The 23,379-nt window shown below is 64.4% G+C and carries 22 protein-coding genes and 1 pseudogene; 14 read left to right on the top strand and 9 right to left on the bottom strand.

Translation table 11 applies throughout. The features are described from left to right. Window positions 1-19: 19 nt before the first annotated feature. Genes Q8P38_02895 through mce form a run of 3 tightly spaced genes read right to left on the bottom strand, consistent with a single transcriptional unit; the run spans window position 20 to window position 2,359 of the window. Window positions 20-925, bottom strand: coding sequence for a patatin-like phospholipase family protein (locus tag Q8P38_02895; GenBank protein MDP4013560.1), 906 nt, complete (start codon window positions 923-925; stop codon window positions 20-22). Continuing rightward, the gene (locus tag Q8P38_02890; protein ID MDP4013559.1) at window positions 922-1,905 is read right to left on the bottom strand and encodes a patatin-like phospholipase family protein; all 984 of its coding nucleotides are present in this window, start codon (window positions 1,903-1,905) and stop codon (window positions 922-924) included. Before Q8P38_02890 ends, Q8P38_02895 begins: the two co-directional genes overlap by 4 nt. Before the next feature lie 19 nt (window positions 1,906-1,924). After that, window positions 1,925-2,359 carry a methylmalonyl-CoA epimerase gene (gene mce / locus Q8P38_02885; protein MDP4013558.1) on the bottom strand — a complete coding sequence of 145 codons (435 nt, stop codon included), beginning with the start codon at window positions 2,357-2,359 and terminating at the stop codon, window positions 1,925-1,927. Window positions 2,360-2,491: 132 nt separating this feature from the next. On the opposite strand from mce, the gene Q8P38_02880 reads away from it, so the two are divergent. From Q8P38_02880 to Q8P38_02855, 6 genes are all read left to right on the top strand, one after another. Beyond that, window positions 2,492-3,679 carry an acetyl-CoA C-acetyltransferase gene (locus tag Q8P38_02880; GenBank protein MDP4013557.1) on the top strand — a complete coding sequence of 396 codons (1,188 nt, stop codon included), beginning with the start codon at window positions 2,492-2,494 and terminating at the stop codon, window positions 3,677-3,679. Window positions 3,680-3,701: 22 nt separating this feature from the next. Beyond that, window positions 3,702-4,658, top strand: a complete 957-nt coding sequence (meaB, locus tag Q8P38_02875; protein ID MDP4013556.1) for a methylmalonyl Co-A mutase-associated GTPase MeaB — start codon at window positions 3,702-3,704, stop codon at window positions 4,656-4,658. A gap of 26 nt (window positions 4,659-4,684) precedes the next feature. After that, window positions 4,685-5,599 carry a tetratricopeptide repeat protein gene (locus Q8P38_02870; protein ID MDP4013555.1) on the top strand — a complete coding sequence of 305 codons (915 nt, stop codon included), beginning with the start codon at window positions 4,685-4,687 and terminating at the stop codon, window positions 5,597-5,599. A gap of 112 nt (window positions 5,600-5,711) precedes the next feature. Next, on the top strand, window positions 5,712-6,311 hold the full coding sequence (locus Q8P38_02865; GenBank protein MDP4013554.1) for a hypothetical protein: 600 nt from the start codon (window positions 5,712-5,714) through the stop codon (window positions 6,309-6,311). A gap of 29 nt (window positions 6,312-6,340) precedes the next feature. Further along, on the top strand, window positions 6,341-6,940 hold the full coding sequence (locus Q8P38_02860; protein ID MDP4013553.1) for a hypothetical protein: 600 nt from the start codon (window positions 6,341-6,343) through the stop codon (window positions 6,938-6,940). Between the two features lie 34 nt (window positions 6,941-6,974). After that, the gene (locus tag Q8P38_02855; protein ID MDP4013552.1) at window positions 6,975-7,574 is read left to right on the top strand and encodes a hypothetical protein; all 600 of its coding nucleotides are present in this window, start codon (window positions 6,975-6,977) and stop codon (window positions 7,572-7,574) included. A 34-nt stretch (window positions 7,575-7,608) separates the two neighbouring features. Here the strand turns inward: Q8P38_02855 and glgB are convergent, their stop codons facing one another. From glgB to Q8P38_02840, 3 genes are all read right to left on the bottom strand, one after another. After that, window positions 7,609-9,786 carry a 1,4-alpha-glucan branching protein GlgB gene (gene glgB, locus Q8P38_02850; protein ID MDP4013551.1) on the bottom strand — a complete coding sequence of 726 codons (2,178 nt, stop codon included), beginning with the start codon at window positions 9,784-9,786 and terminating at the stop codon, window positions 7,609-7,611. Window positions 9,787-9,794: 8 nt separating this feature from the next. Then, entirely contained in the window at window positions 9,795-11,147 is a 1,353-nt protein-coding gene (locus Q8P38_02845; GenBank protein MDP4013550.1) for a SulP family inorganic anion transporter, read from the bottom strand. Window positions 11,148-11,381: 234 nt separating this feature from the next. Beyond that, complete coding sequence (locus Q8P38_02840) at window positions 11,382-12,566, bottom strand: ATP-binding protein (protein ID MDP4013549.1); 1,185 nt, start codon at window positions 12,564-12,566, stop codon at window positions 11,382-11,384. 200 nt (window positions 12,567-12,766) lie between these two features. On the opposite strand from Q8P38_02840, the gene Q8P38_02835 reads away from it, so the two are divergent. Further along, window positions 12,767-12,925 carry a hypothetical protein gene (locus tag Q8P38_02835; protein ID MDP4013548.1) on the top strand — a complete coding sequence of 53 codons (159 nt, stop codon included), beginning with the start codon at window positions 12,767-12,769 and terminating at the stop codon, window positions 12,923-12,925. A 315-nt stretch (window positions 12,926-13,240) separates the two neighbouring features. Here the strand turns inward: Q8P38_02835 and Q8P38_02830 are convergent, their stop codons facing one another. Together Q8P38_02830 and Q8P38_02825 are read right to left on the bottom strand one after the other, a co-directional pair. Then, window positions 13,241-13,534, bottom strand: a complete 294-nt coding sequence (locus Q8P38_02830; GenBank protein MDP4013547.1) for a type II toxin-antitoxin system RelE/ParE family toxin — start codon at window positions 13,532-13,534, stop codon at window positions 13,241-13,243. Next, complete coding sequence (locus Q8P38_02825; protein MDP4013546.1) at window positions 13,504-13,791, bottom strand: type II toxin-antitoxin system Phd/YefM family antitoxin; 288 nt, start codon at window positions 13,789-13,791, stop codon at window positions 13,504-13,506. The genes Q8P38_02830 and Q8P38_02825 overlap by 31 nt, the downstream gene beginning before the upstream one ends. Before the next feature lie 161 nt (window positions 13,792-13,952). On the opposite strand from Q8P38_02825, the gene Q8P38_02820 reads away from it, so the two are divergent. The 5 genes from Q8P38_02820 (at window position 13,953) to Q8P38_02800 (ending at window position 20,181) form a co-directional block, all read left to right on the top strand. Continuing rightward, window positions 13,953-16,616, top strand: coding sequence for an SEC-C domain-containing protein (locus tag Q8P38_02820; GenBank protein ID MDP4013545.1), 2,664 nt, complete (start codon window positions 13,953-13,955; stop codon window positions 16,614-16,616). A 70-nt stretch (window positions 16,617-16,686) separates the two neighbouring features. Continuing rightward, the gene (locus tag Q8P38_02815) at window positions 16,687-16,977 is read left to right on the top strand and encodes a nucleotidyltransferase family protein (protein MDP4013544.1); all 291 of its coding nucleotides are present in this window, start codon (window positions 16,687-16,689) and stop codon (window positions 16,975-16,977) included. Between the two features lie 308 nt (window positions 16,978-17,285). Continuing rightward, window positions 17,286-18,695, top strand: coding sequence for a hypothetical protein (locus tag Q8P38_02810; protein ID MDP4013543.1), 1,410 nt, complete (start codon window positions 17,286-17,288; stop codon window positions 18,693-18,695). Between the two features lie 62 nt (window positions 18,696-18,757). Further along, the gene (locus tag Q8P38_02805) at window positions 18,758-19,507 is read left to right on the top strand and encodes a hypothetical protein (protein MDP4013542.1); all 750 of its coding nucleotides are present in this window, start codon (window positions 18,758-18,760) and stop codon (window positions 19,505-19,507) included. A 383-nt stretch (window positions 19,508-19,890) separates the two neighbouring features. Next, window positions 19,891-20,181, top strand: coding sequence for a nucleotidyltransferase family protein (locus Q8P38_02800; GenBank protein ID MDP4013541.1), 291 nt, complete (start codon window positions 19,891-19,893; stop codon window positions 20,179-20,181). Between the two features lie 64 nt (window positions 20,182-20,245). Here the strand turns inward: Q8P38_02800 and Q8P38_02795 are convergent, their stop codons facing one another. Continuing rightward, a complete protein-coding gene (locus Q8P38_02795) occupies window positions 20,246-22,273 on the bottom strand; it encodes an alpha-1,4-glucan--maltose-1-phosphate maltosyltransferase (protein MDP4013540.1) in 2,028 nt (675 codons plus the stop codon). A 154-nt stretch (window positions 22,274-22,427) separates the two neighbouring features. On the opposite strand from Q8P38_02795, the pseudogene Q8P38_02790 reads away from it, so the two are divergent. Both Q8P38_02790 and Q8P38_02785 read left to right on the top strand, forming a co-directional pair. After that, a pseudogene (locus Q8P38_02790) lies at window positions 22,428-23,073 on the top strand (recombinase family protein). Further along, window positions 23,070-23,285, top strand: a complete 216-nt coding sequence (locus tag Q8P38_02785) for a helix-turn-helix domain-containing protein (protein ID MDP4013539.1) — start codon at window positions 23,070-23,072, stop codon at window positions 23,283-23,285. The pseudogene Q8P38_02790 and the gene Q8P38_02785 overlap by 4 nt, the downstream one beginning before the upstream one ends. Window positions 23,286-23,379 lie beyond the last annotated feature (94 nt).

Genomic DNA, 23,379 nt, shown 5'->3' with positions numbered 1-23,379 from the left:
ATCTTGGTATTGGGGCAGCTTAGGACAGGTGCGCGAGACTTGTGATGCGAGGATCGTCGGCCAGGCCGATCGGTATTCCGTAGACGCCAGGATGGCGTACACGTGACGGAAGCCGACTAAGGAACGCCTGCGACACGTGGCGTCCGGCGGTAACAAGCGCGGCGGGTTCGTCGAAGTCGAAGATGCTGCCGGCGTCGCAGGACACGCACAGCACCGGGACCGCCGCGGCCGCATCCCTAAGCGCGCGCTCAAGCTGCCCGCGTATCAGGTGGCCATAGGAAAGCACTCCTACTTGCCACCAGCGGATCGACTCCAATGACGACTCCGGGACCGCGGAGGCGCCCGCGTCCAGCAGGACGATCGACCGCGCGCCCGCGGCCAGCGCCGACCCAAGAGGGGCGCCAGCGAACAAGCCGCCATCGATCAGCAAAGAATCGCCTGCGGGAACTGGGGGAAGCACGACTGGCAGCGCGCTCGCGGCCATTACCGCATCGAGCGCCGAGCCAGTTCGCAGCTCGACAGCCTCGCCGGTTCGCAGATCGCTCGCTACGACAGTCAAGGGCACGGCAAGATCCGGTATGGGGACATCAGGCACGGACTGAGCGAGGATCGCGCGAAGCTGCGCCGCGGCCTTGCTGGCGCGAGAATCTGAGAACCCGGCGATCACGGCCGCGCTTGGCGAAGCCAGCATCGAGTCGTCGGCGATCATCTGCCAGGTTCGCTCGAGCTTGGCGGCGGAATGATCGCGGTCCGCTGCCAGTGCGGCGGCGTTGAGTGCCCCGATCGATGACCCGACGATCATGTCCGGCACGATCTTGGCCGCCAGAAGTTCGATGACCATCCCAACTTGCGCGGCTGTGCGAGCTCCACCGGAGGTGAACACGAAGGCCACAGGCCTGGGCAGAGTTGTTCGGTGGTGCCTCATCGGCCCACCGTCCGCACCAAGTGAGCGTCGGCCTGACTAAGGCCGGAGAAGCCGACATCCGCGTAGACACCTGGGGTCAGATGGTCGGACCCGGCCAGAGCGAGCCGGCCCAGGAAATCGCGGCACATTGAGTATGCCTGGGCCGCGTTGGAGACGGTCTCCCCGAAGTCCAACGTGCCCCCGAGGTCGTCTGGTGTGGGTAGCAGGACGACAGGTACCTGTTCTCCAGCCTCGGCCAGTTGAGCCTTTCGCTGGCTAGCCGCCAGAGCGACTGACAGGCGCGCCACGATGCGAGTTGCTGACGTGGACACTTCCTGAGCGTCCCGGGACCCCGTGTCGAGTACGACGACGCTCCCGGCTCCACGCTGCACGGCCTGAACGGCGGGGAGGTTGGCGCTGGCTAGGCCGTCGACGTACCAGCGCCCGTCGATCGAGACAGGGGGAAGGACTCCGGGGATAGCCGATGAAGCCAGGAGGACTGGAATCAGCGGCCCGGAGTCGATCACGGTTGCTCTGCCGGAGGCCAGATCCGTGGTTACGGCCGCGAACGGGACAGCCAAGTCGGCGAAGTCACGCGCGCGCAGCATCGCCTCCAGCGACCCGCGCTCTTTGTCGTTGTCCACGAGGCCTGGCTGGAGCGCGTTGAGCAGGAGTTGCTTGGTGAGCCCGAGCCCGCCGACGAGGAACTTCAGTTCCAGCTGGGTCCAGATGTAGGTCAGACGGTTGACCGCGGAGGCAGGATCTTCCGCTACCACCGCACCGGTCAGGGCGCCGACCGAGGTTCCGATCAACGCGGACGGGCGTATGTCGGTTTCCGCCAAGGCTTGAAGCAGCCCCCACTGGATAGCACCGTGCGAGCCTCCCCCGGCGAGCGCGAAATGGATGGGGGCGGGGAGCCGATGCGCCAGTGGTAGCAACGGTCCAGCGTCGCGGACGGCTTCGTCCCGTGCTTGCGGGACCTTCAGTACGGGCGCGTTCATGATTGCCCAGGGCTGCCGATCACGGCTCAGTAACCTCGACGAGCTCGACCAAGACCCCGCCGCAGTCCTTTGGATGTACGAAGTTCACCTTGGAACCGGCTGTGCCGCGTTTCGCCTGGGGATACAGGACGCGCAGCCCCGCTTTGGTGATGTGGGCCGCGGCCGCTTCCACGTCGTCAACGCCGAATGCGACGTGCTGTATCCCAGGGCCGTTGCGGTCGAGGTACTTGGCGATGGGGGAATCGGGGCTAAGTGGAGCCAGCAGTTGGATGCACGATCCCGAGTCGCCTACCGCCAGCATGGCTTCTAGAACCCCTTGCTCGTCGTTGGCTTCTCGATGCACGACACGCGCCCCGAACGCTTGCTCGTAAAGCTCGATGGCGGCGTCCAGATCGGATGTTGCGATACCGACGTGGTCAATCCTGGTGATGATCGGGGCGAGTGCGGGCATCATCGTCGGGCCCTCCACGAGTCCTGTTGACGGGGCGGCACTGTGCCTGCCCCCGGCGAGCGTATCGTGGCACGTATTCCAGCCAGATCGCATTCGCGGCTGATAGGTTGACCAGCGCTTTGCCGGGAGGAATGAATGGCCACCTCAGTAATAGTCGCCGGCGCTCGCACCCCGATGGGGCGCCTGCTCGGTTCACTCAAGGACTTCTCCGCCACTGATCTTGGCGGGTTCGCTATTCGAGGAGCGTTGGACAAGTCCGGTGTGCGGTCCGATCAAGTTGACTACGTGATCATGGGGCATGTCATCCAGGCTGGCGCTGGCCAGAACCCGGCGCGGCAGGCTTCGGTCAAGGGCGGCCTGTCCATGGACATACCGGCTCTGACCGTCAACAAGGTTTGCTTGTCGGGTATCACGGCGATAGCGCTGGCCGACCAGTTGATCCGCGCCGGGGAATGCGAGGTCGTCGTCGCAGGGGGCATGGAGTCGATGACGCAGGGACCGCATCTGCTCGCCAAGAGCCGCGGTGGCTTCAAGTACGGCGACGTGACGATGACCGATGCCACCGCGTTTGACGCCCTGACATGCGCCATTGACCAGATGGCGATGGGGGATTCGACCGAGAAGAGCAACGCTCGCTACGCACTGACTCGCGAGGAGCAGGACGCTTTCTCGGCGCGCTCCCACCAGCGCGCTGCCGCTGCGGCCAAGAACGGCGTGTTTGACGACGAAATCGTCGCTGTGGAGATTCCGCAGCGCAAGGGCGACCCGATCGTGTTCGCGGTGGACGAAGGGGTTCGGGGGGACACGACGACCGAAACGCTGGCGCGCTTGCGACCGGCATTCGCGAAGGACGGAACGATCACCGCTGGATCGGCCTCCCAGATTTCCGACGGGGCCGCCGCGGTTGTCGTCATGAGTAAGGCCAAGGCCGAGGCTCTCGGGCTTGAGTGGCTCGCGGAGATCGGCGCCCACGGCATGGTGGCCGGACCCGATGCGTCTCTCCAGGAGCAACCGGCGAACGCGGTCCTGCGGGCCTGCCAGAAGGAAGGGATCGAACCGGCCGACCTCGATCTCGTGGAGCTGAATGAGGCGTTCGCGGCGGTCGGAATCGTGTCGGGCCGCAAGTTGGGCCTGTCGGAGGACATCATCAACGTCAACGGGGGAGCGGTTGCCATGGGTCACCCCGTTGGGATGTCCGGGGCCCGCATCGTTCTTCATCTCGCTTTGGAACTTCGGCGCCGCGGAGGTGGCGTGGGCGCGGCGGCGCTGTGCGGCGGCGGCGGGCAGGGCGATGCGCTGATAGTGAGAGTCCCAAGGTCCTGAGTGACTTGCGGAGCGGGCTGTGGTGAGCAAGGGAATCGATCCGAAGGCGCTGGTCGGTAGGGCTACGTCCGGGGATCGGCTCTCTCTGGCGCGCCTGTTGTCGGCCGTCGAGGAGCGTGCCACCGAAGTACCCGAGCTGGTCCGACTGCTTCGTGGCCGTACAGGCCGCAGCCACGTCATAGGTGTCACTGGTGCGCCGGGGGTGGGTAAGTCCACGACGACTTCCGCGCTGATCGGTCACTGGCGCTCGGTTGGTCAGTCTGTAGCCGTCATCGCCGTGGATCCGACGTCGCCGTTCACCGGTGGAGCGCTGCTCGGCGATCGAGTGAGAATGACCGAACATGCCACCGACGAGGGCGTGTTCATCAGGTCGATGGCCGCGCGTGGCAGGCTCGGAGGTCTGTCAGCGGCGACACCTGCCGCGATCCGGGTTCTTGACGCTTGCGGATTCGATGTGGTCGTCGTGGAGACCGTGGGTGTGGGGCAGAGCGAAGTGGACATTGTCAGCCACGCCGACACGGTCGTCGTTCTCGTGGCCCCGGGTTCGGGCGACAGCATCCAGGCAGCCAAGGCTGGGTTGCTGGAGATCGCCGACATACTGGTCGTCAACAAGTCAGATCGCCTGGGCGCTGATTCGACTGCTCGGGAACTGCGGTCTATCGCAGAGCTGAAGTCGGCGGGAGACTGGCGTCCGCCTGTGGTGAGCGTTTCCGCTACTGAAGGCCTTGGAATCGTGAATCTGGCAGAGGAGATAGAGGCGCACGTCGCTCACGAGCGCGCCAGTGGCGGTCTGGCGACTCGCCGACGTGACCGGGCGGCGGCCGAGATTCGGGGCCTGGCGACGGAGGAGTTCGAAAGGCATCTGGATGGCATCGACAATGAACTTTGCGGCCTGGCCGAGGATGTGGTCGAGGGCAAGCTGGATTCCTATTCCGCGGCCGACGCGGCCGTGCTCCGGGTGGGGCTCGGCGATGAGTGAGCAGGGACAGTTGCCACAATGAGCGCGTGAGCTCGAACATTCCAATGCACGGCGCCGTCGACCTGGCCGCTCTCGCTGCCGCCAGGGAAGCTAAGCAGCGCGCGGCCAATTCGCCGCCCGGGGCAGCCGTCGATGTCACCGAAGCCAACTTCAAGGAAGAGGTAATTGACCGGTCGTCGACAGTGCCGATCATCGTCGAGTTGCGGTCGTCCGCGGGCGACCCCAGCAACACGTTGTCGCCGATCCTTCAGCGCCTGGCAGGGGACTGCGCTGGGCGATGGGTTCTGGCCAGGATCGACGCCGACGCCAACCAGCGCCTGGCGGCGGCCTTCCAGGCGCCAGCGATGCCATCGGTGTTCGCGGTTCTTCGAGGTCAACTTCTTCCGTTGTTCCAGGGCGCGCTGCCGGAGGCGCAAGTTCGACAGGTCCTCGATGCGGTGCTCGCCGAAGCAGCGAAGGCTGGCGTTTCGGGAACTGTTGAGGCGAGGCAAGAAGTCCCACAGGATGCCCCTGCGACGAAGCCGCCGATGGATCCTGACCTCGAGGCAGCCTATGACGCCATGGAGCGCGGCGACTGGACGGCGGCGGACGCGGCCTTCGCGGCCCGCCTGCTGAGGAATCCCACTGACGAACAGGCGAGAGTCGGCAGGGCTACCGCCGCACTGTATGGGCGGGTTAGCGGCGCCGATCCCTCCACCGTGCTGCGGGATGCCGACGCCGCGCCGGGGGACGTGGACCAGCAGATGCTGGCCGCGGACATCAAGGCAGCGAACCAGGAGTTCGCGGATGCATTCGCCCGCTTGATCGCATTGATTCGGCTCGTGTCGGGTGACGATCGCGAAGTCGTGCGGACCCGCCTGATCGAGCTTTTCGAAGTCGTCGGCCCCGGCCACCCGGAGGTCGCCAAGGCGCGCGTCGGACTGGCGAGCGCCCTGTTCTGATCCAGTAATCGGAGCGGGCTGAAGCCGTCGTGATGCGAGCCGAGGGCCCTGAGTTGACCGGCTTCGGCGGTTGAGAATCGCTAGTGTTGAGGCTCGCGACCGGAGGTGACGCATGAGTGAAGCAAGCGCAGAGGAGTTTCTGGGGCGGGTCATGCCCAAGGTTCCCGAGCTGTCCCGTGACAAGTTCAACTTCAGGTCCTGGCGGTTTGAGAATCGCCCGACGAGCGAGGGCGTGGGAATCAGGCCCGGCGTAAGTGTTGATGTCGAGAAGATGGCGAGTCGGATTCTCGATGTCGAGGGGTATGCCGAGAATATGAAGTATGTAGTCGATTGCACGATCACGAGCAAGAACTCGGACACGGACTTCGTCTACATCCAGCGCATGAACCTGCCGATTCTCGGGGGACTGCAGTGTGCTCTGCGCATGACTGATCTCGGTGAGCGTGACGGCTTCCGCGTTGTGGCCTGGGCACAAGATGATGCCGTTACCGACAGCCTCGACAAGAAGAAGGGCGGCGCGCGCACTCAGTACAACCTGGGCGCTTGGCTGATCCGGCCGGACGAGATCGGCTATGCGCTGTCCTCCGCTCCACGCAAGAGTGACGTCGGATCGCTGAAGTTCGCGGTCATGACAAAGGGTGCGAACGCTGGGACATCGGACATGTTGAAGAACAACATCGACACGATGATCGCCTGGTCGAAGCGGGACTAGCGCCTAGTCTCCCGGGCTGGAGGTTGGCGTTGACCGACACGGACATTCAAGGGTTTCTCGACCGGGTGTTCAGCCGGGTGCCGGAGCTGTCCCGAGACAAGTTCAGCTCCAAGGATTGGCGGTTCGCGGATCGTCCCACGGTGGAGGGAATCGGCCTTCGGCCTGGCGTCGACGTGGATGTCGTGAAGATGGTGAGCCGGATTCTCGATGTCGAGGGCTACGTGAAGAACATGAGCCACGTGGCCGAGTGCGAGATCATCAAGAAGTACTCCGACACCGACTTCGTCTACATCCAGAAGATCAGCGTGCCGATCCTGGGTGGCATCCAAGCGGCGCTGCGGCTCGTGGACTGCGGAGACCGCAACGGGTACCGGGCGGTGGCTTGGACCCTGGACGACGAGGCGACCGATGCCCTTGACAAGAAGCACGGCGGGGCGCGGCTCGCCTACAGCTTGGGGGCTTGGCTGATCAGGCCGGACGAGGTCGGCTACGCGCTGTCGTCCGCGCCGCGCAAGAGCGATGTCGGCTCGCTGAAATTCGGGCTGATGACGGCCGGCGCTAACACGGTCGGTGGTGAAGTCCTGAAGGCCGCGATCGAAGGCATGATCGCGTGGTCGAAGAGGGACTAGTTGGCGAAGCGACGAGTCACAGTGGAGGTGCCTGATGGCCGGTGATGAGATGAACGAGTTCCTCGACCGGGTGTTCCTGCGGGTCGCGGAGCTCACACACGACAAGTTCAACTACAAGTCATGGCGGCATGATGACCGCCCCACGAAGGAGGGCGTTGGCATCAAGCCCGGCCTGGAAGTCGACGTTGACAAGATGGTTTCCAGGGTCATGAACCTGCCCGGATATGTGGGCAACATCAAGTACGTTGTTGAGTCCGAATTCGCGAGCAAGGTGTCTGACCTCGACGTCGTGTTCATCCAGAAGGTGACGCTGCCGCTTCTGGGCAGCTTGCAGTTCGCGAACCACATGTTCGATGCGGGTGAACGGGATGGCTACCGCGTGTTGGCTTGGGAGCAGGACGACGCGCTTACCGACGCGCTGGACAAGAAGCGTGGTGGGGCGCGGATGGCCTACAGCTGGGGCGCCTGGCTGATCCGGCCGGACGAGGTTGGCTACGCGCTGTCATCCGCGCCGCGCAAGAGCGACGTCGGCGGCCTGAAGTTCGCGATCCTGACAAAGGGAGCGGACGCCACCGCTGGCGAAGCCATCAAGGGCAACATTGAGGGCATGGTGTCCTGGTCGCTGAAGGACTGAGCGATCCTTCGTCGGCTTCCGCCTGGCGGGGCACCTAGTCGACTTGCCGCAGCCAGACCGCGGCCAATGGCGGCAGGGTCATCGAGGCTGACGTTGGGCGGTTGTGCCACGGGGTTTCGTCGGTCTGTACCCCGCCGAGGTTCCCGACGCCAGAGCCGCCATACGCGGTGGCATCTGTGTTGATCAGCTCCTCCCAGCGCCCGGCCTGGGGCAGTCCCATGCGGTAGTCGTATCTGACGACGGGTGACATGTTGACCACGCACGCCATAGCCGGGCAGTCGGCGCCAAACCGAAGCCAGGAGAAGACGTTGCCGGCGGAGTCGTTGGCGTCGACCCACTCGAAGCCGCTCGGATCATGGTCGCGCTGCCAAACGGCTGGCGTGGCGCGGTATGCGGAGTTCAGGTCACGCACGCACGCCTGCACGCCGCGGTGCTCGGGGTAGTCCAGCAGCCACCAGTCCAGCGATCTGGCCTCGCTCCATTCGGATGACTGAGCGAACTCCCCACCCATGAAGAGCAGTTGCTTGCCTGGATGTGCCCACATGAAGGCCAGGTAGGCGCGCAGCGTTGCGAGCTGCTGCCAGCGGTCACCGGGCATCTTGTTGATGAGTGAACCCTTGCCGTGGACGACCTCGTCGTGGCTAAGGGGAAGGACGAATTGCTCGGTGTAGGCGTACATCATGGAGAAGGTCATCTCGGAGTGGTGGTACTGCCGGTAGATGGGCTCCCTGGATACGTAGTCGAGCGTGTCGTGCATCCAGCCCATGCTCCACTTGAGCCCGAACCCCAGGCCGCCGAGATGGGTTGGCCTGGTGACTCCGGGCCAAGCGGTGGACTCCTCGGCTATCGTCACGATTCCTGGGCAACGCCTGTAGACGGTCGCGTTCATCTCCTGGATGAAGGCCACGGCTTCTAGGTTCTCCCGGCCTCCGTACTCGTTCGGCAGCCACTCGCCAGCTTTGCGTGAGTAGTCCAGGTAGAGCATCGACGCGACGGCGTCGACTCGCAGGCCGTCTATGTGGAAGGTCTCAAGCCAGAAGACGGCGCTGGCGACCAGGAAGTTGCGTACCTCCCTGCGCCCGAAGTTGAACACGTAGGTGCCCCAATCCGGCTGTTCGCCACGGCGGGGGTCCGGGTGTTCATACAGGGGAGTGCCGTCGAAGCGGCTCAGCGCCCAGTCGTCCTTCGGGAAGTGCGCGGGCACCCAGTCCATGATCACGCCGATGCCCGCTTGATGGAGGCGGTCAACTAGGTACTTGAACTCGTCCGGGTTCCCGAAGCGAATGCTGGGCGCGAAATACGATGTGACCTGATAACCCCACGACGGCTCATACGGGTACTCGGTCACAGGCAGGAACTCGACGTGCGTGAACCCCTGTTGTGTGACATAGTCGGTGAGCTCATCAGCCAGCGCCGTGTAGCTAAGTCCCTGGCGCCACGACCCAAGGTGGACTTCGTAGACGCTGAGCGGGCCGTTGTGTGGGTCGGCCTGCGCGCGTTGCCGCATCCAATCGGCGTCCCGCCACTCGTAGGCCGAAGTGAACACAACGCTCGCGGTTTGCGGTGGGCACTCGGTCGCGAAGGCGAGCGGGTCCGCCTTCTCGCGCCACACGAAGTCCGCACCGAGGATCGCGAACTTGTACTTCGCGCCTTCGCCGACCCCGGGCAGGAACAGTTCCCAAACCCCCGAAGACCCGAGCGAACGCATCGGGCTGCCCGATCCGTCCCAGAAGTTGAAATCTCCCAGGATCCGAACGCCCATCGCCGACGGGGCCCAGACCGCGAACGACGTTCCGGTGACTGGACCATGGAGGCTCTCGTAGACGTGGCGATGGGCTCCGACTACCGTCCACAGCTCCTCGTGACGTCCTTCGCCGATCAGGTAGATGTCAATTTCGCCGAGCGTTGGCAGGAACCTATAGGGATCGTCGCTCGCTGCGCTTCGGTCGTCGAAGGTGGCATCGAGGCTGTAGTCCGGTACCTCGTGCATGGGCAGAACGCCGACCCACACGCCTCGGTGCTCGTGCTTCAGGGAGAAGCTCTTGTCGCCTACGATCACGCGTACCGATTCGGCGAGTGGTCGCAGAACTCTCACCGTTATCGCGTCCTGGTACTTGTGAGGCCCGAGCAGGGAGTGGGGATCGTGGTGAGCGCCGTCCACCAGCCGGTCGAGCTCGGAAGTGTCGACTGGAACAGGGGTCGCCTTGGCCATGGCACTCATCATCGCGCCCCGTGGCGGCACTTGCCCGTTGGTTGCCAGGGTCGGCGCGGCGGGCGGTGCCTTAGTTTGGCGATCCCGTGCCATCCAGCGAGCCCGGGAACCTGGCCGAGTACTGCCTCATGCGGTCGCGCCACTCTGACGAGTAGTTCGGCTACAGACAACGCGATCGCAATCAGAACGCCGTACAGGATGTTGAAGAGCAGCACTCCGGCCAGGGCCGCCACAGCGAGGAGGAACTCGCGGTGACGGAAGTGCCAAAGTCGTCTGAACTCGCCGATATCGATGAGCATGAACGCGGCGTAGATCACTAGCCCGCCAAGAGCCGCCGCTGGGAAGCAGCCCATCAGGTTGCCAAGGAGCAGCAGGACGATGAGGACCCCAGCCGTCGCGACCAGCGAGAACACCTGAGTTCTGGCGCCGCTGGCCTCTGCGATGACTGAACGGCTCGTGCTGGTGCTGATCGGGTAGCCGCCGACGACAGAGGCTCCGACGTTGCCCGCGGCGAACGCGAGGAGCTCCTGGTTGTTGCCGATCCGGTGATGGTGGCGAATAGCGAAGGCCCGCCCAGCGAGCACGACGTCCGCGTATCCGACGATCACGATGCCAACCGCTGGCAGGACCAATGTGCGGATGTTGGCCAGGTCGATCGATGGCAGGGCAACCTGGGGGAGCGCGGAGGGGACTGCTCCAATGACTTCGACTCCGATGTTCTGAAGGCCAAAGACTGCGACTATCGCTGCGGCGCCCAGGACGGCCACCAGGGGCATCGGGACCCTCGGGAAGCGCCCCCCGAACAGCAACAGCACAGCGACGACTGACGCCGCGATCAGCGCCGTAGGGACGTGGAGGCCGCTCGTGGGAAGGTTCGACACGAACGACTTGAGCATCTCCTCGAAGGTGTCGCCCGCTACGGTCACGCCAGTGGACTTCCCGAGTTGACTGCCGATCATGATCACGGCAACCCCTGCCATGTAGCCGACGAGGATCGGCTTGGAAAGCAGGTCCGCCAGGAACCCGAGGCGGAGCGCCCAGGCCACGGCCGCGATCAGGCCGACCAGCATCGCGAGCGTCGCGGCGAGAGCGATGTACCGACCGGTGTCGGCGACGACGAGAGGACCGATGACCGCCGCCGTTAGCAGCGCGGTTGTCGATTCCGGTCCCATGGACAGTAGGCGGGAGGTACCGAACATCGCGTAGAGCGGCAAGGTCACGATGATCGCCCACAGCCCCGATTGAGGTGGCATCCCCGCGAGCGTTGAGTAGGCCAGGACCTGTGGCACGAGGTACGCGGTGACGGTGACTCCGCCGAGCAGGTCGCCGCGCAAGTGCTTCCCACGGTCGTACCCGCGCAAGTGGCCCAGTCCGGGGGCACATCTCGCGCGCCGTCCCGGCGGCGGGGCCGGGGCGGTCGGCTGGGCCGCCGAGGCCAGTATCCGCCAGGTGGCGCATGGGGCGAGCTGCGTTCGCCCAGCTCGGCAATCTGTTAGAGCCCGTGATGTTCTGATTCCTGACCCGGGACACTGGCCAACCCGAGTCCTCGGATGCCGGAGGCCATGGTCAACCACCGGGAGCGGAAGAACCGCCACCTACCAGATGTCGCCAGGCATGATCCGGCGCATGAAGGCGTCGAACAGCGGAACCGTGAATGCCGTGTCTCCATGATGTGGACTCCAGAGCATTCCCTTGTTGATCAGTTGCGCTCTGACGGGGCCAAACGAGTTCACCGGACGGCCCAGCTGGTCCGCGATGTCACCAGATCGATGTGGTCCTGGTCCAAGTTCTGCCATGCCCCGCAAGTACCGGCGTTCGTTTGGAGTGAGGCGATCGAACCGCACGCGGAAGAAGTTGTCGTCCAGGTCGATGGTGGCGGATCTTGAGGCGGCGACAACGTCCTTCCGCGAGATTGGCGAACGTGCTGCGACGTCCCAGGAATGCTTTCCCCACTCCTGAAGGAAGTACGGGTACCCCTCCGTCTGGGTGATGATTTCCGCGATGGCGTCATCGGTCACCGTGACGTCGTTCTTCAACGCGGGGATTTCAATCGCGTCGCGGGCTGCTCGCTTGTCCAGCGCTCCGATGGCCGAGAATTCAAAGAGCCGCTCAGCGTATGACTTCGCGCGCCCGAGCCGTCCCGGCAACAGCGGGAGCGCCGCTCCGAAGAGGGTGAGGGGTAGCGAACTCTGCGCGACTCGATGCATGCCAACGATCAGGGCCGCCAGTTGATCCTCGGCAACGTACTGCAGTTCATCGACGAACAGAACCACAACCGTGTCGGCTGCCTTGGCTGCCAGTCCAACCGATTCCAACAGCACCTGGAGGTCATGTTCGAGGTCACCGTTGTCGGCTAGCCCCGGCTCTGGGTCGAAATCCAAGCCAACCTCGATGTCGCCATACTTCAGCCTCAAAGCTTGCACGAACCCGGCCAGCGCGCGCAGTGCCCGCCGGGCGGTCTCCTCGGCGCGGTCATCGCGGGACAGAGTCAGGAGCGTCTGGCGTAGCTGGGGGGCTAGGATCGCAGGTAGTGACCGATTCTCGGGTGCTTCGATCCGGAGGGTGTGAACACCTGCGCGTTGAGCGTTTTCGCGTAGTCGGTCGAGCAGCACAGTCTTCCCAACACCGCGCAGTCCGACCAGAATCAGGCTCTTGGTGGACCGTCCGAGCTTCAATCGCTCGACAGCGATGCGGCCTTTGTTCAGCAGGTCATCTCGGCCAGCGAGTTCAGGCGGGGGCGTGCCCGCGCCGGGCGAATACGGATTGAGGATCGGATCCACACGCGAACTCTACCAAAGTTACCTCGTCTTATGGAGATCGCCTAAGATCCCATAACTTCTGTATGTGGCTGCCCCATGACCGTAGACCAGGCGCGGCGGCCAGTTGCGCCGGGGTGCCAACGGGTGGGAGGCCAACACCGCCGACACCTATATGAAGGAGACCACAGGACGCGGCCGCGATCGACGATCTCGCCGCTGCGATGAACGTGCTGGTGTCCACCTTGATCCGCAGGTGGATCCGCCAAGGCTCGGCCGCCAAGAGCGGGACGACGATCGACTCCGCGCTAGACCAGATCGCGGCAGACGTGCAGCTGTTGACCGCCAGGCTGGCTGAGGATGATGCCGTCACGGTGGGCTGATCTTTCAGCGACGCGAGGGCCGCATGGGACCCCGTATGTAGTTGTTCATGTGCGTCGTCATAGTGAGGATGTAGCGAAGGATGGGCGACGGCCCCTCCGTTTGTCTTAACGGACACGGAAGGGCCGTCTTGGTGCATAGGAGTGCACCCAGTGATGACAGTAGGGGAAGACGCCGCAGCAAGTATTCCGTGGCGGACGGCCGGTTTGGCAGCGATTGCGACGACTTCCGCAGGGCAGACAGGAAGTCTGGCATTGGGTTCCCCTGCGCTGGTCTACGCGGCTCTTCGGATTTCGCGGGCGCGGCTGGAGCCTGGCTCATCGCCGCCGGTACACGTCGGCACGGTGTTGGATTGCCGTGATCGTCACGGTCCGCTCTTGCTCGTCGATCATGTATACGACCCGATAGTCGCCACGGCGCGCACTGTGCAGACCCTCCAGTTCGAAACCTAGGGGCTTGCCGACTCTGGCGGGGTTGTCGGCCAGCGCCGCGTAGATGAACTCGACGGCCGCAGTTGCTATCTTCTCAGGAACGGCATCAAGGGCCCGTACGGCGGTAGCTGACCACAGGACTTCGTAGTTCACAGGCGGGCTCGGATCCGCGCCAGCCATTCCTCCCTCGTCATCGCGACCGTTTCACCCGCGTCGATTTCCGCGCGGGACCTGCGCACCTGGGCCATCGTGTCAGGATCACTGAGAACGGCCAAGGTCTCCTCAAGGGACGCCAGGTCGTCGGCGCTCATGACGACCGCCGCTGGTCGCCCGTGCTTGGTGATGGTTACTCGTGCGTGCTGGGATTCCACCTGTTCTACGACCTCAGATAGACGGTTCTTGACGTCAGCGAGAGGGAGTTGCTCCGAGATGGCCATGGCTATAAGTATGGCTATATTCGAGCCTCGTGTCCAGAGTCACTGGCAAGCAGGCAAAGCGACTTCCTTTGCTGGGCACAGGACTCCTGTTTGGGGCGGCACGTATTCGGTCAACGCCCGCCCCCGCCGGGCGGTTGGTTGGCTGCCGGTTACCGTTGTTCATGCCGTCAAACATCCCATTGACCCTGCCCGAGATCGCCGCTGAGGCGGAGAGGGTTCTGACCGAGGCGGGACCTCTGACTGAAGACGAGCTCATTGACGCCCTTGCCGTCGACGTTGACCTTGGCGACGACCCCGAGTTCGCGTTCGAGGAGATGATGGACTCTGGCTTGGAGCCTTTGATCTTCCCCCTTGCGGACGGTCGCTGTGTGTTTCTGCCGGCGCTTCTGGATGGGCGCGTGTTCACACACGCACTGACTGCGGCCGAGGTCGAGCACGATGTAGTGGACATAGAGCCTGACCTGATGCCGATCGCGGTGTTCACCGACGACGAACGGTTCTGTCGGCTGGCCGACGGCACTGTCTTCGAGGAGCTCGACTTGATGCTGGACATGGACAAGCTCCGTGCGCGTGGCATCCCAGCTGACGCTTCATCCGGGGGCGCCATCTTCATGCTTCCGGCTGGGTACCTTTCGGAGCACGAGTTCAAGACCGATGACTTGATCGGATTCCGCGTGACGCGGGGTGGATTCGTGATCGAGCGGGCCACATCGCCCACCGAGCCGCCCGGCTTGCGAGACCTCCTCAGCGCGATACTCGCCGAGGTGGATCCACCCGGCATGTTCGATCAGGTGATCTGGGCGGCATGCGCCCAGGATCCAGACCTGTTCGGCACTTCGGCATTACCGTTGACCGACCTTCTGCCGCGTGTGGGGCTGTCCCGTCATGGCGACTACGTCGCTACGGACGGGTTCGACTTCAATGCCTGGAGGCTCGGAAACCGCGTGGAATCGCTGTGCGAGATGCACGGCTTAGTCCAAGACCAGGCACTCGCGGTCCTGGCCATGGCGGACCTCTACGAGCAAGTTCACGACCTGTTGGAAGCGTTCGACGACGATGACGACGGTGACGAGGCGAATGCGGGAGCGCTGGATGAGATCAGGGCACTGGCGTCGCTTGAGTCAGCGAGCGCGCAACCTCAACCGGCACTACTGGACGCTGTCCCAGATCCGTCCGATGGGACCCTGGCCCGGGACTACGTGAGTTATCTGGCTGACGATGCGGTAGCCCGGGCGACGCTGATGGAACTTGGCGTGGACGACCCACAGGATGCGGCTGTGCTCGGGTTCTTCGCGGAAACACTGGAGCCGCTGGCGCCCAAACCCGCGAAGGCGAGCTTGCGGTGGTTGCGCGGGGTAGCCCTGGAGCGAATGGGCCTGACCCTGGAGGCCGAGCAGACATACCAGGAATCGCTCAAGTTGAACCCGAAGTGGGAGGCGTCGCTTGTCGCGCTGGCCCGGTTCGCCTCCGACCGGGGTGACGGCGCTGCGGGCCTCGCTCTCGTGCGACGGTCTGGGCTCGACCGTGAAGAGCCGCTGTATCAGGTGCTAGAGCACTTCGGATCCCCGCTCCCTCCCCTCCAGGACATTGGACGAAACGAGCCGTGCTGGTGCGGGTCTGGCCGCAAGTACAAGAAGTGCCATCTGAGGGGCTGCGACTGGCCGCTAGAGGAACGGGCCGCTTGGCTGTACCAGAAGGCGGGCGCGTACCTGACTGACTTCTTGTGGCGGGTCGACATCTTGGAAATCGCACGGGTGAGATCCCGCTTCTGGGACGTGCCAGAGTCATTGCTCAAGGCGGTCCAGGATCCGTTCGTACTGGACGTTGTCATGTTCGAAGGCGGCGGCTTCGAGGCGTTCGTTGAGGAACGGGGGATGCTCCTTCCCGCAGATGAGCGGCTGCTAGCCGGACAGTGGTTGCTGATCGACCGGTCATTGTTCGAGGTGGAGTCAGTGACACCTGGCGAAGGTATCCGGGTGCGCGATCTGCGTACAGGGGATCGCATCGACGTGCGTGAGCGGACTGCCAGCCGACAGATCCGCCGTGGCGACTTCTTCTGCGGCCGGATCGTGCCAGCGGGTGAGACGTGGCAGATCTTCGGCGGACTGGAGCCCATCAGGTTGCACGAACGGGAGGAACTCATTGAGCTTCTCGACTCCGAACCTGACTCGCTGGAGCTGGTCGAGTTCCTGTCACGAAGGTTCGCGCCGCCGGTGTTGCAGAACACCGAGGGCGAGCCGTTGCTGCTGTGCGAGGCTCGGCTGCGCGTGAGTGATCCGGTGCGGATGGCGGCGGAATTCGACCGGCTGTACGAGGCTACGGAGACTGCCAGGAACGGGGACGAGATCGTCCGCACGTGGATCGAGAACGTTGTCACCCACGGGATGCCACGTGTGCGAGCCACACTGAGCATCAGCGGAAACGAGTTGCGTGTGGAAGCGAACAGTGCCGCTCGGTTCGACCGTGTCCTGTCGGTCGTGCGTGGTATCGAACCGGAAGTAACCGTGTTGGAGGAGCACCGTAACTCCCCCGGAGCCCTCCAGGAGGCGATGAGCAGGGCTCCCGGCGGAGGTACTAGACCAGAGAGTCCCGACATGAACGACCCTGAGATCCAGGCTTTCCTCGCTGAGTTCATGCGGAATCACGAGATCGCGTGGCTGGACGAGTCGATTCCAGCTCTGTCCGGATCGACCCCGCGCGAAGCAGCCGCAGATCCGACCCGTCGCGACGACCTGACCCGCTTGTTGGACTCCTTTCCCAGCGCTGGGGGCAACCCGGGCGCCATGGACCCTGACCGGCTCAGGGCCGAGCTGGGCCTCGCCTGACGGACGGGACGAGGCGGCGTGCTCTTGCCGTAGCGGCGTCTGCGGTGGAGTTCGCGACTAGCATCGGAGCATGGACCTGGCCGTGGACTGCGACGCCCTGGCTGACGTCTGCCAGCGTTACGGCCTGACCGAAGTCGCGGTGTTCGGATCCGTTGCGCGCGGGACAGCCGATCCCACCAGTGACGTAGACGTGCTCTACTCCCTGGCTTCCGACTCCTCGCTGGGCTGGGACATCGAAGAAGTCGCGCGGGAACTTGGTGAGATCTTCGGTCGGCCTGTGGACCTAGTGGCCCGTCGGGGGCTTCACCCGCGCTTGGCGTCGATAGTTCTATCAGAGGCCAAGATGCTGTATGCGGCGTGACCTGCAGATCAGCCACAACACCGCGATCAACTGACCGCCAGGGCGGAAGGGATGGAAGGCGAGTAGCCCTGACTGTTTCGTCACTGCCGGAGAGGCTATCGACCACTGTGACGCCATTGGACTCCCAGTGCCGCCAGCTCTCGATGGTTGCCGCAGCCTGGGAGTCGTTGGTCGCGAAGGGGGCTGTGGGAAGTGGGCGGTAAGGCAAGCCTTACCATACCTGGGTGATCCTGGTGAGAATCCCGTGTGCGAGGTCGGCTCGAGCTGTTGTTCGACCAGCAGGAGCGAAGCGGCGCCTAGCCTGGGTCGTGGCCATGGCTGCCGTCTCGCTGGTAGCGGCCTCCAGCGCACCGGCCGCCGCGCACGGCTTCTTCGACAAGGTCGACCCCCCGATACCGCAGTGGCTGTTCGGTTGGGCGGCGGCCCTAGTGCTGGTGGTGTCATTCGTTCTCCTCGGTGCCATGTGGTCGAAGCCGAAGCTCGCGGAGGAACGCTGGAGACCGCTGCCAGCGGTTGTGAGCCGTGTGGTGACGGGTCCTGTAACGGACGTCGTCGTGGGCGCCTTCGGCACGGGGCTGCTACTAGTCGTGCTTTGGAGTGGCTTCGTTGGGCGCCAGTCGGTCGAGCACAACTTCGCCCCGACGTTCGTCTACGTGATCTTCTGGGTGGGGCTCGTCCTAGTCAGCGCCCTGTTCGGAGACGTGTTCCGGACCCTAAACCCCTGGCGCGCGATAAGCCGGGCCATGGCCTGGGGAGCTAGCCGTATCGCCGGGAGGAAGCTGAAAGCCCCGTTCGCATACCCGGCCAGGCTCGGGTATTGGCCAGCGGCGGCGGGTCTGGGCGGTTTCGCGGTGTTGGAGTTGGCCGTCTCAGGAGGGACCGAACCGAGGACCATCGCCTTGGCTGTCACCGGCTACTCAGTCGTGACGTTCGCGGCGATGTGGCTGTTCGGGATCGAGGCATGGAGCGATCGCGGCGAAGCGTTCTCGGTCTACTTCAATCTCTTCTCCCGGATCTCCGTATTCGAGCGGCGGGGCGAAAGACTGGGCCTTCGAACTCCGTTGGCCGGGCTGGCGATGATGACGGCGGTCCCAGGCTTGCCGTTCCTGCTGGCAGTGATGGTCGGTTCGGTCAGCTTCGACGGGGCTAGCGAAGGTCCGATGGGGATCGAGGTCCTTCCGCAGTTACAGAAGGCGTGGCAGACCCTAGGGCTTGGACCTACTCCGGCTACCCAGTTGGCGATCGGTGTCGGACTCATCGCTGCGGTCCTGCTTGTTCTCGCCTTCTACTACCTCGCGCTGGCCGGGGCGCGTTGGGTCTGTGGGCCGCCCGGCATCCGGCAGCTCGCGCGCGAATTCGCGCCTTCGCTTGTGCCGATCGCGCTCGCCTACGTGGGCGCCCACTACCTGACTTTGCTTCTCTATCAGGGACAAGGAATCGTGTTCCTCGCCTCCGTTCCTCTCGATAACGGGATTTACTACTTCGGCACTGCTGGAGGCGCGATCGACCACAGCCTGTTCGGAGCGACAACGATCTGGTACGCGCAGATCGCCCTGGTCGTGGCCGGTCACGTCGCGGCTCTGATCCTCGCTCACGACCGGGCGCTGGTCATCTACGGCCGAGCTCGAGCTGCCCTGCGCTCTCAGTGCTGGATGCTCGCGATGATGGTCGGCTTCACCGTCCTAGCGCTATGGCTCCTCTCCGAGGCCAACGGATAGGCGATACCGCGGCGACCAATCGACGGCAGACAACAACTAGCTGACTATGGAGGTATGGATAGATGAGAAGACACCGAACGTCCACGATCGCGGTAGTGATCGCCCCGCTCGCCCTCGCGGCGGCCCTCGCCGGGTGCGGCGGGGGGAGTAGCGAGCCGCAGACCCCGAGCGCGTCTCCTGAGCAGGTCGAGGGAGCATCGCAGCTGGCGATGATCCGGGCCCACCAGCTCGCATCGCTGCGCCTTTATGAGCAAGACCAGGCGGCGAAGGCGAGCAAGCACGCCGGTCATCCGGCGGAGGAGATCTTCTTCTCCCTGTCACGGAGCTTGCGCTCGCAGGACGCGGCACTGACCGCCGAACTGAGGACGTCGCTGAAGGAGTCCAAGGACCTCGTCCTCGCCGGCGCTCCCGTCGCTGAGTTGAAGGCATCATTCGAGCAGGGCTGGAAGATCCTTGGGACTGCCGAGACCGTGCTCGTGCCCGATGACATCAGGAACACCGCGGCGTTCCGCGGCGCTGTGGTCGCCAACTTGCTCGGCATTGTCGGGGGCGAGTACGAAGAAGCGGTCGTCGGCGGCGAGATGAAGATGGAGATCGAGTACCAGGACGCTTGGGGCGCCCTCCAAGTGGCGACCGAGCGATTCGACGCCGAGCGAGGTGACTTCGGTAAGGATGCTGACGAGATCTCCGAGCACCTGGAAGTGCTAGGCACCTATCTCCTGGGTGTTGAGCCTCCCGCGAACATTGTGGACTCTGAGTTGGTTGCGCAGGAAGTTGGCGCGGTGCGGGGGGACATCGACCGGGCCACATAGCCGCCCAGCCCAGGTGACGGCGGTGACGTCGGGGAGCTGATGCGTTGACGCTCCCCGGCGTCGCTGCCAGGTGGCCTTCCGCTGATTGGCCTGAGCGTTCTTAGACGACGTGGCTTGAGTCGGGCGCCCCTGCCTGGCACCAGGTCCATTCCGCGCCCTGGAATCTGCCCGTAAGGGGGGTACCCCTTCCCCAGTGGGGGTCCCCCCGCTTGCGGGGGAGGGAGACCCCAACTGGGGGAGTCGCTACAGGCCAGGAATTCGCGTTCTTAGCGACCTTAGCGGGTCGATGCGGCCCAGAAACCCGATGTTGCGCAAGTACCGCAGGGCCGAATGCCTATACCGAAGCGGCGTCTCCGGTTGAGTTCGCGGCTAGCATCGGAGCCATGGACCTGGCTGTGGACTGCGACGCCCTGGCTGACGTATGCCAGCGTTACGGTCTGAGCGAAGTAGCGGTGTTCGGATCCGTTGCGCGCGGTACAGCCGGTCCCACCAGTGACGTGGACGTGCTCTACTCCCTGGCTCCCGACTCCTCGCTGGGCTGGGATATCGAGGAAGTCGCGCGGGAGCTCGGTGAGATCTTCGGTCGGCCAGTGGACCTAGTGGCCCGTCGGGGGCTTCACCCGCGATTGGCGTCGAGAGTTCTCTCAGAGGCCAAGATGCTGTATGCGGCGTGACCTGCTTGTCCTGGACCAGGGGACGGGCTAAGTATCGTCTGACGAACCCGGCTGCTCCAAGCTCCTACTTCTTCACGCGCACCACGTGGGCGACACGCTCGTTGGGATCAAGCCTCAAGTACACGTTTTGGCGCCAGGTCCATTCCGCGCCGCTGATCTCGTCGGTGACTTCGAGAGTGTCATGCCAGTCGCGGCCCAGAGCGGGCATATCGAGCCACATCGTGGTCTCGCGCGTGTCGAACGGGTTGAGCGTGCAGACGACGATGACCTGATCGTCGCCGTCGGTCTTGGAGAATGCGATCACGTCGGAGTCGTCGACGTGATGGAACCGGATGTTGCGCAAGTACCGCAGGGCCGGGTGTTCGCGCCGCAGTCGGTTCAACACAGTGATGTACTCGATGAGCGTTTCCCCAGAGTTCTGGGCCGCCGCCCAGTCCCGTGGCCGGTACTGGTACTTCTCGCTGTCCAAATACTCCTCCGTGCCTGGGCGGATTGGCACGTGTTCGAACAGCTCGAAGCCGGAGTACATCCCCCACGAGGGCGACATCATCGCCGCGAGCGTCGCGCGGATCGCGAACGCTGGCGGGCCGCCGGTCTGCAGGAAGGCGTGGAGGATGTCGGGGGTGTTGACGAAGAAGTTGGGCCGCATGTAGGCGGCGGCGGGTCCGCTCAGCTCCGTCAGGTACTCGGTCAGCTCCGGCTTCGCCGTGCGCCAGGTGAAGTACGTGTACGACTGCTGGAAGCCGACGGCGGCAAGCGCACGCATCATGGGCGGCCCAGTGAACGCCTCGCCGAGGAACAGAACGTCGGGGTCAGTGGCGTTGATGTCGCCGATCAACCTGTCCCACAGCCACAGTGGTTTCGTGTGCGGGTTATCGACGCGGAAGATGCGGATGCCGTGGCTCATCCAAAGGCGCACGATTCGCACGATCTCGGCGTAGAGGCCTTCCGGGTCGTCGCAGAAGTTCAGCGGGTAGATGTCCTCGTACTTCTTGGGCGGATTCTCGGCGTAGGCGACGCTGCCGTCCGCGCGTGTTGTGAACCACTCAGGGTGGCGCTTGACCCAGGGATGGTCCGGTGAGGTCTGCAGGGCAAGGTCGATCGCCACTTCGAGTCCGAGCTTGGACGCCCGGGCGACGAACGCGTCGAAATCGGCGAAGGTTCCCAGGTCCGGGTGGATGGCGTCGTTGCCCCCATCGGTGCTTCCGACAGCCCAAGGCGAACCGGGGTCTTCCGGCCCGGCCTTGAGCGCGTTGTTGCGCCCCTTGCGATGTGTGCGGCCGATCGGATGGATCGGGGGCAGGTACACGACGTCGAAGCCCATAGCCGCTATCGCGGGGAGCCGCTTGGTGGCGGACTTGAAGTTGCCCGATCGCGGCGGCCTCAAGCGCGCGCCCTCACTGCGCGGAAACATCTCGTACCACGATCCGAACAGAGCCCTCGCGCGCTCGACGCGTATCGGCCACGGTCCGCTGCGTGATAGCTGCTGTCGGATTGGGTGCGCGGCTAGAAGCTCGGAAACGTCCTCGGCCAGCGCCACCGCGAGTCTCGCCTCGCCGGGTCTGCGCGAGTCTCTGAGCGCGGTGATGCTGGCTGAGATCAAATTCCGTGCGTGCCGCGATTCCTGGGGAAGGGAATCCGCGATCCGCTCCAGCAGGCGTGCGCCTTCCTCCAGCTCAAGCTCGACGTCTGATCCGGCGGGGATCTTGATCGCCGCTCGTCGGCGCCAGGTCGCCGCCGGGTCGTTCCACGCCTCGATGTCGAACGTCCAGTCGCCGGGTTCGCCGAGTTTGTGGTCGACATGCCAGCGGTCCAGACCATCTCCGTCCGGGCTCAGCGTCGCGCGGTGGGTCTCTCCGGTCGGTGAGTGGAAGACGACTTCGACCCCGAGCGCCTCTCGGCCCCCGCGGGACGCTGTTGCCGCGAACCGCAAGGTCTCGTCGACGACTGCCTTCGCGGGCCTGCGCCCGGACTCGACAGTCGGCTCCACATCGCAGATGCCGAACGCTCCGAGCAACGTCGGAGGCGGAACAAGTCCTCCCGGGCGGCCGAGACCGGGGTCCGGGGAAGATGGTTCGCGCGGAGTACTCATCGCTCCCGAAGCGTAGTAGGACCAGGGCATGGAAGCCGATCGTGCCGATCGTGCGATTGGCGACTCAACTCGATCTTCAACACGCAGAGGGGTCCGTGAGCTGTTCAGGGGTGTTTCATCACGTATCGCCGTACATCTGTACTGCTCTGCGGTTATGAGGTTGTCCGAGTGGGCCACCGCGAGTGGGGTTCACTATCAGACCGCGTGGCGTTGGGTTCGAGGTGACCGCATGCCGGTTCCTTTCGTGCGGACTGATTCGGGGACGATCCTGGTCGTGATGGTTCCTCGGATCGAGTGTGGGAGTTGGGCTTGTATGCGCGGGTGTCCTCCCACGACCAGCGCTCGGATCTGGATCGTCTGGGGGTACCCCTCCCCCAAAGGGGATACCCCTACTGGGGGAGTCGCGCGGCTGAGCCAATGGGCTGCCGGTACAGGTCTGGCGGTCGCACGTGTTGGAACTGAGGTGGGGTCGGGGATGAGGGGGCGGCGGCCGAAGCTTCGCCGTCTACTTGTCGGACCCGGATGTCACAGTTGTGGTTGTGGAGCACCGTGACCGGCTGGGCCGGATGAACACCGAGCTGGTTGAGGCGGCCTGGTCGGCGCAGGGCCGCCGCCTTGTTGTCGTGGATGACGGTGAGGTGGTAGACGATCTGGTCCAGGGGGTCCTCCCCCGGAGAGGCGGTGGGGGAGACATGATCGAGGTTCTGACTTCGATGTGTGCGCGTCTTTACGGTCGCCGCAGTGCACGGAACCGGGCGTTGCGCGCTGTCGCGTGCGCAAAGCGGGAGCCTGCCGCGTGAGCGCGCAGACGGTGACGCAGGCGTACCGCTTCGCCCTGGATCCGTCCCCATCCCAGATCCGTGAGCTTCGTTCGCACGCGGGCGCGGCCAGGTTCGCGTTCAACCACATGCTCGCCGTAGTGAAGGCGCAACTAGATCAGCGGTCGGCCGAACGCAGCTACGGGATGTTGACCGCCAGGCTGGCTGAGGATGATGCCGTCACGGTGGGCTGATCTTTCAGCGACGCGATGGCCGCATGGGACCCCGTCATGTAGTTGTTCATGTGCGTCGTCATAGTGAGGATGTAGCGAAGGATGGGCGACGGCC

It is taken from the genome of Candidatus Nanopelagicales bacterium (assembly GCA_030700225.1).
In the GTDB taxonomy this organism is placed as follows: domain Bacteria; phylum Actinomycetota; class Actinomycetes; order S36-B12.
This window is presented reverse-complemented; position numbering and strand designations above follow the sequence as displayed.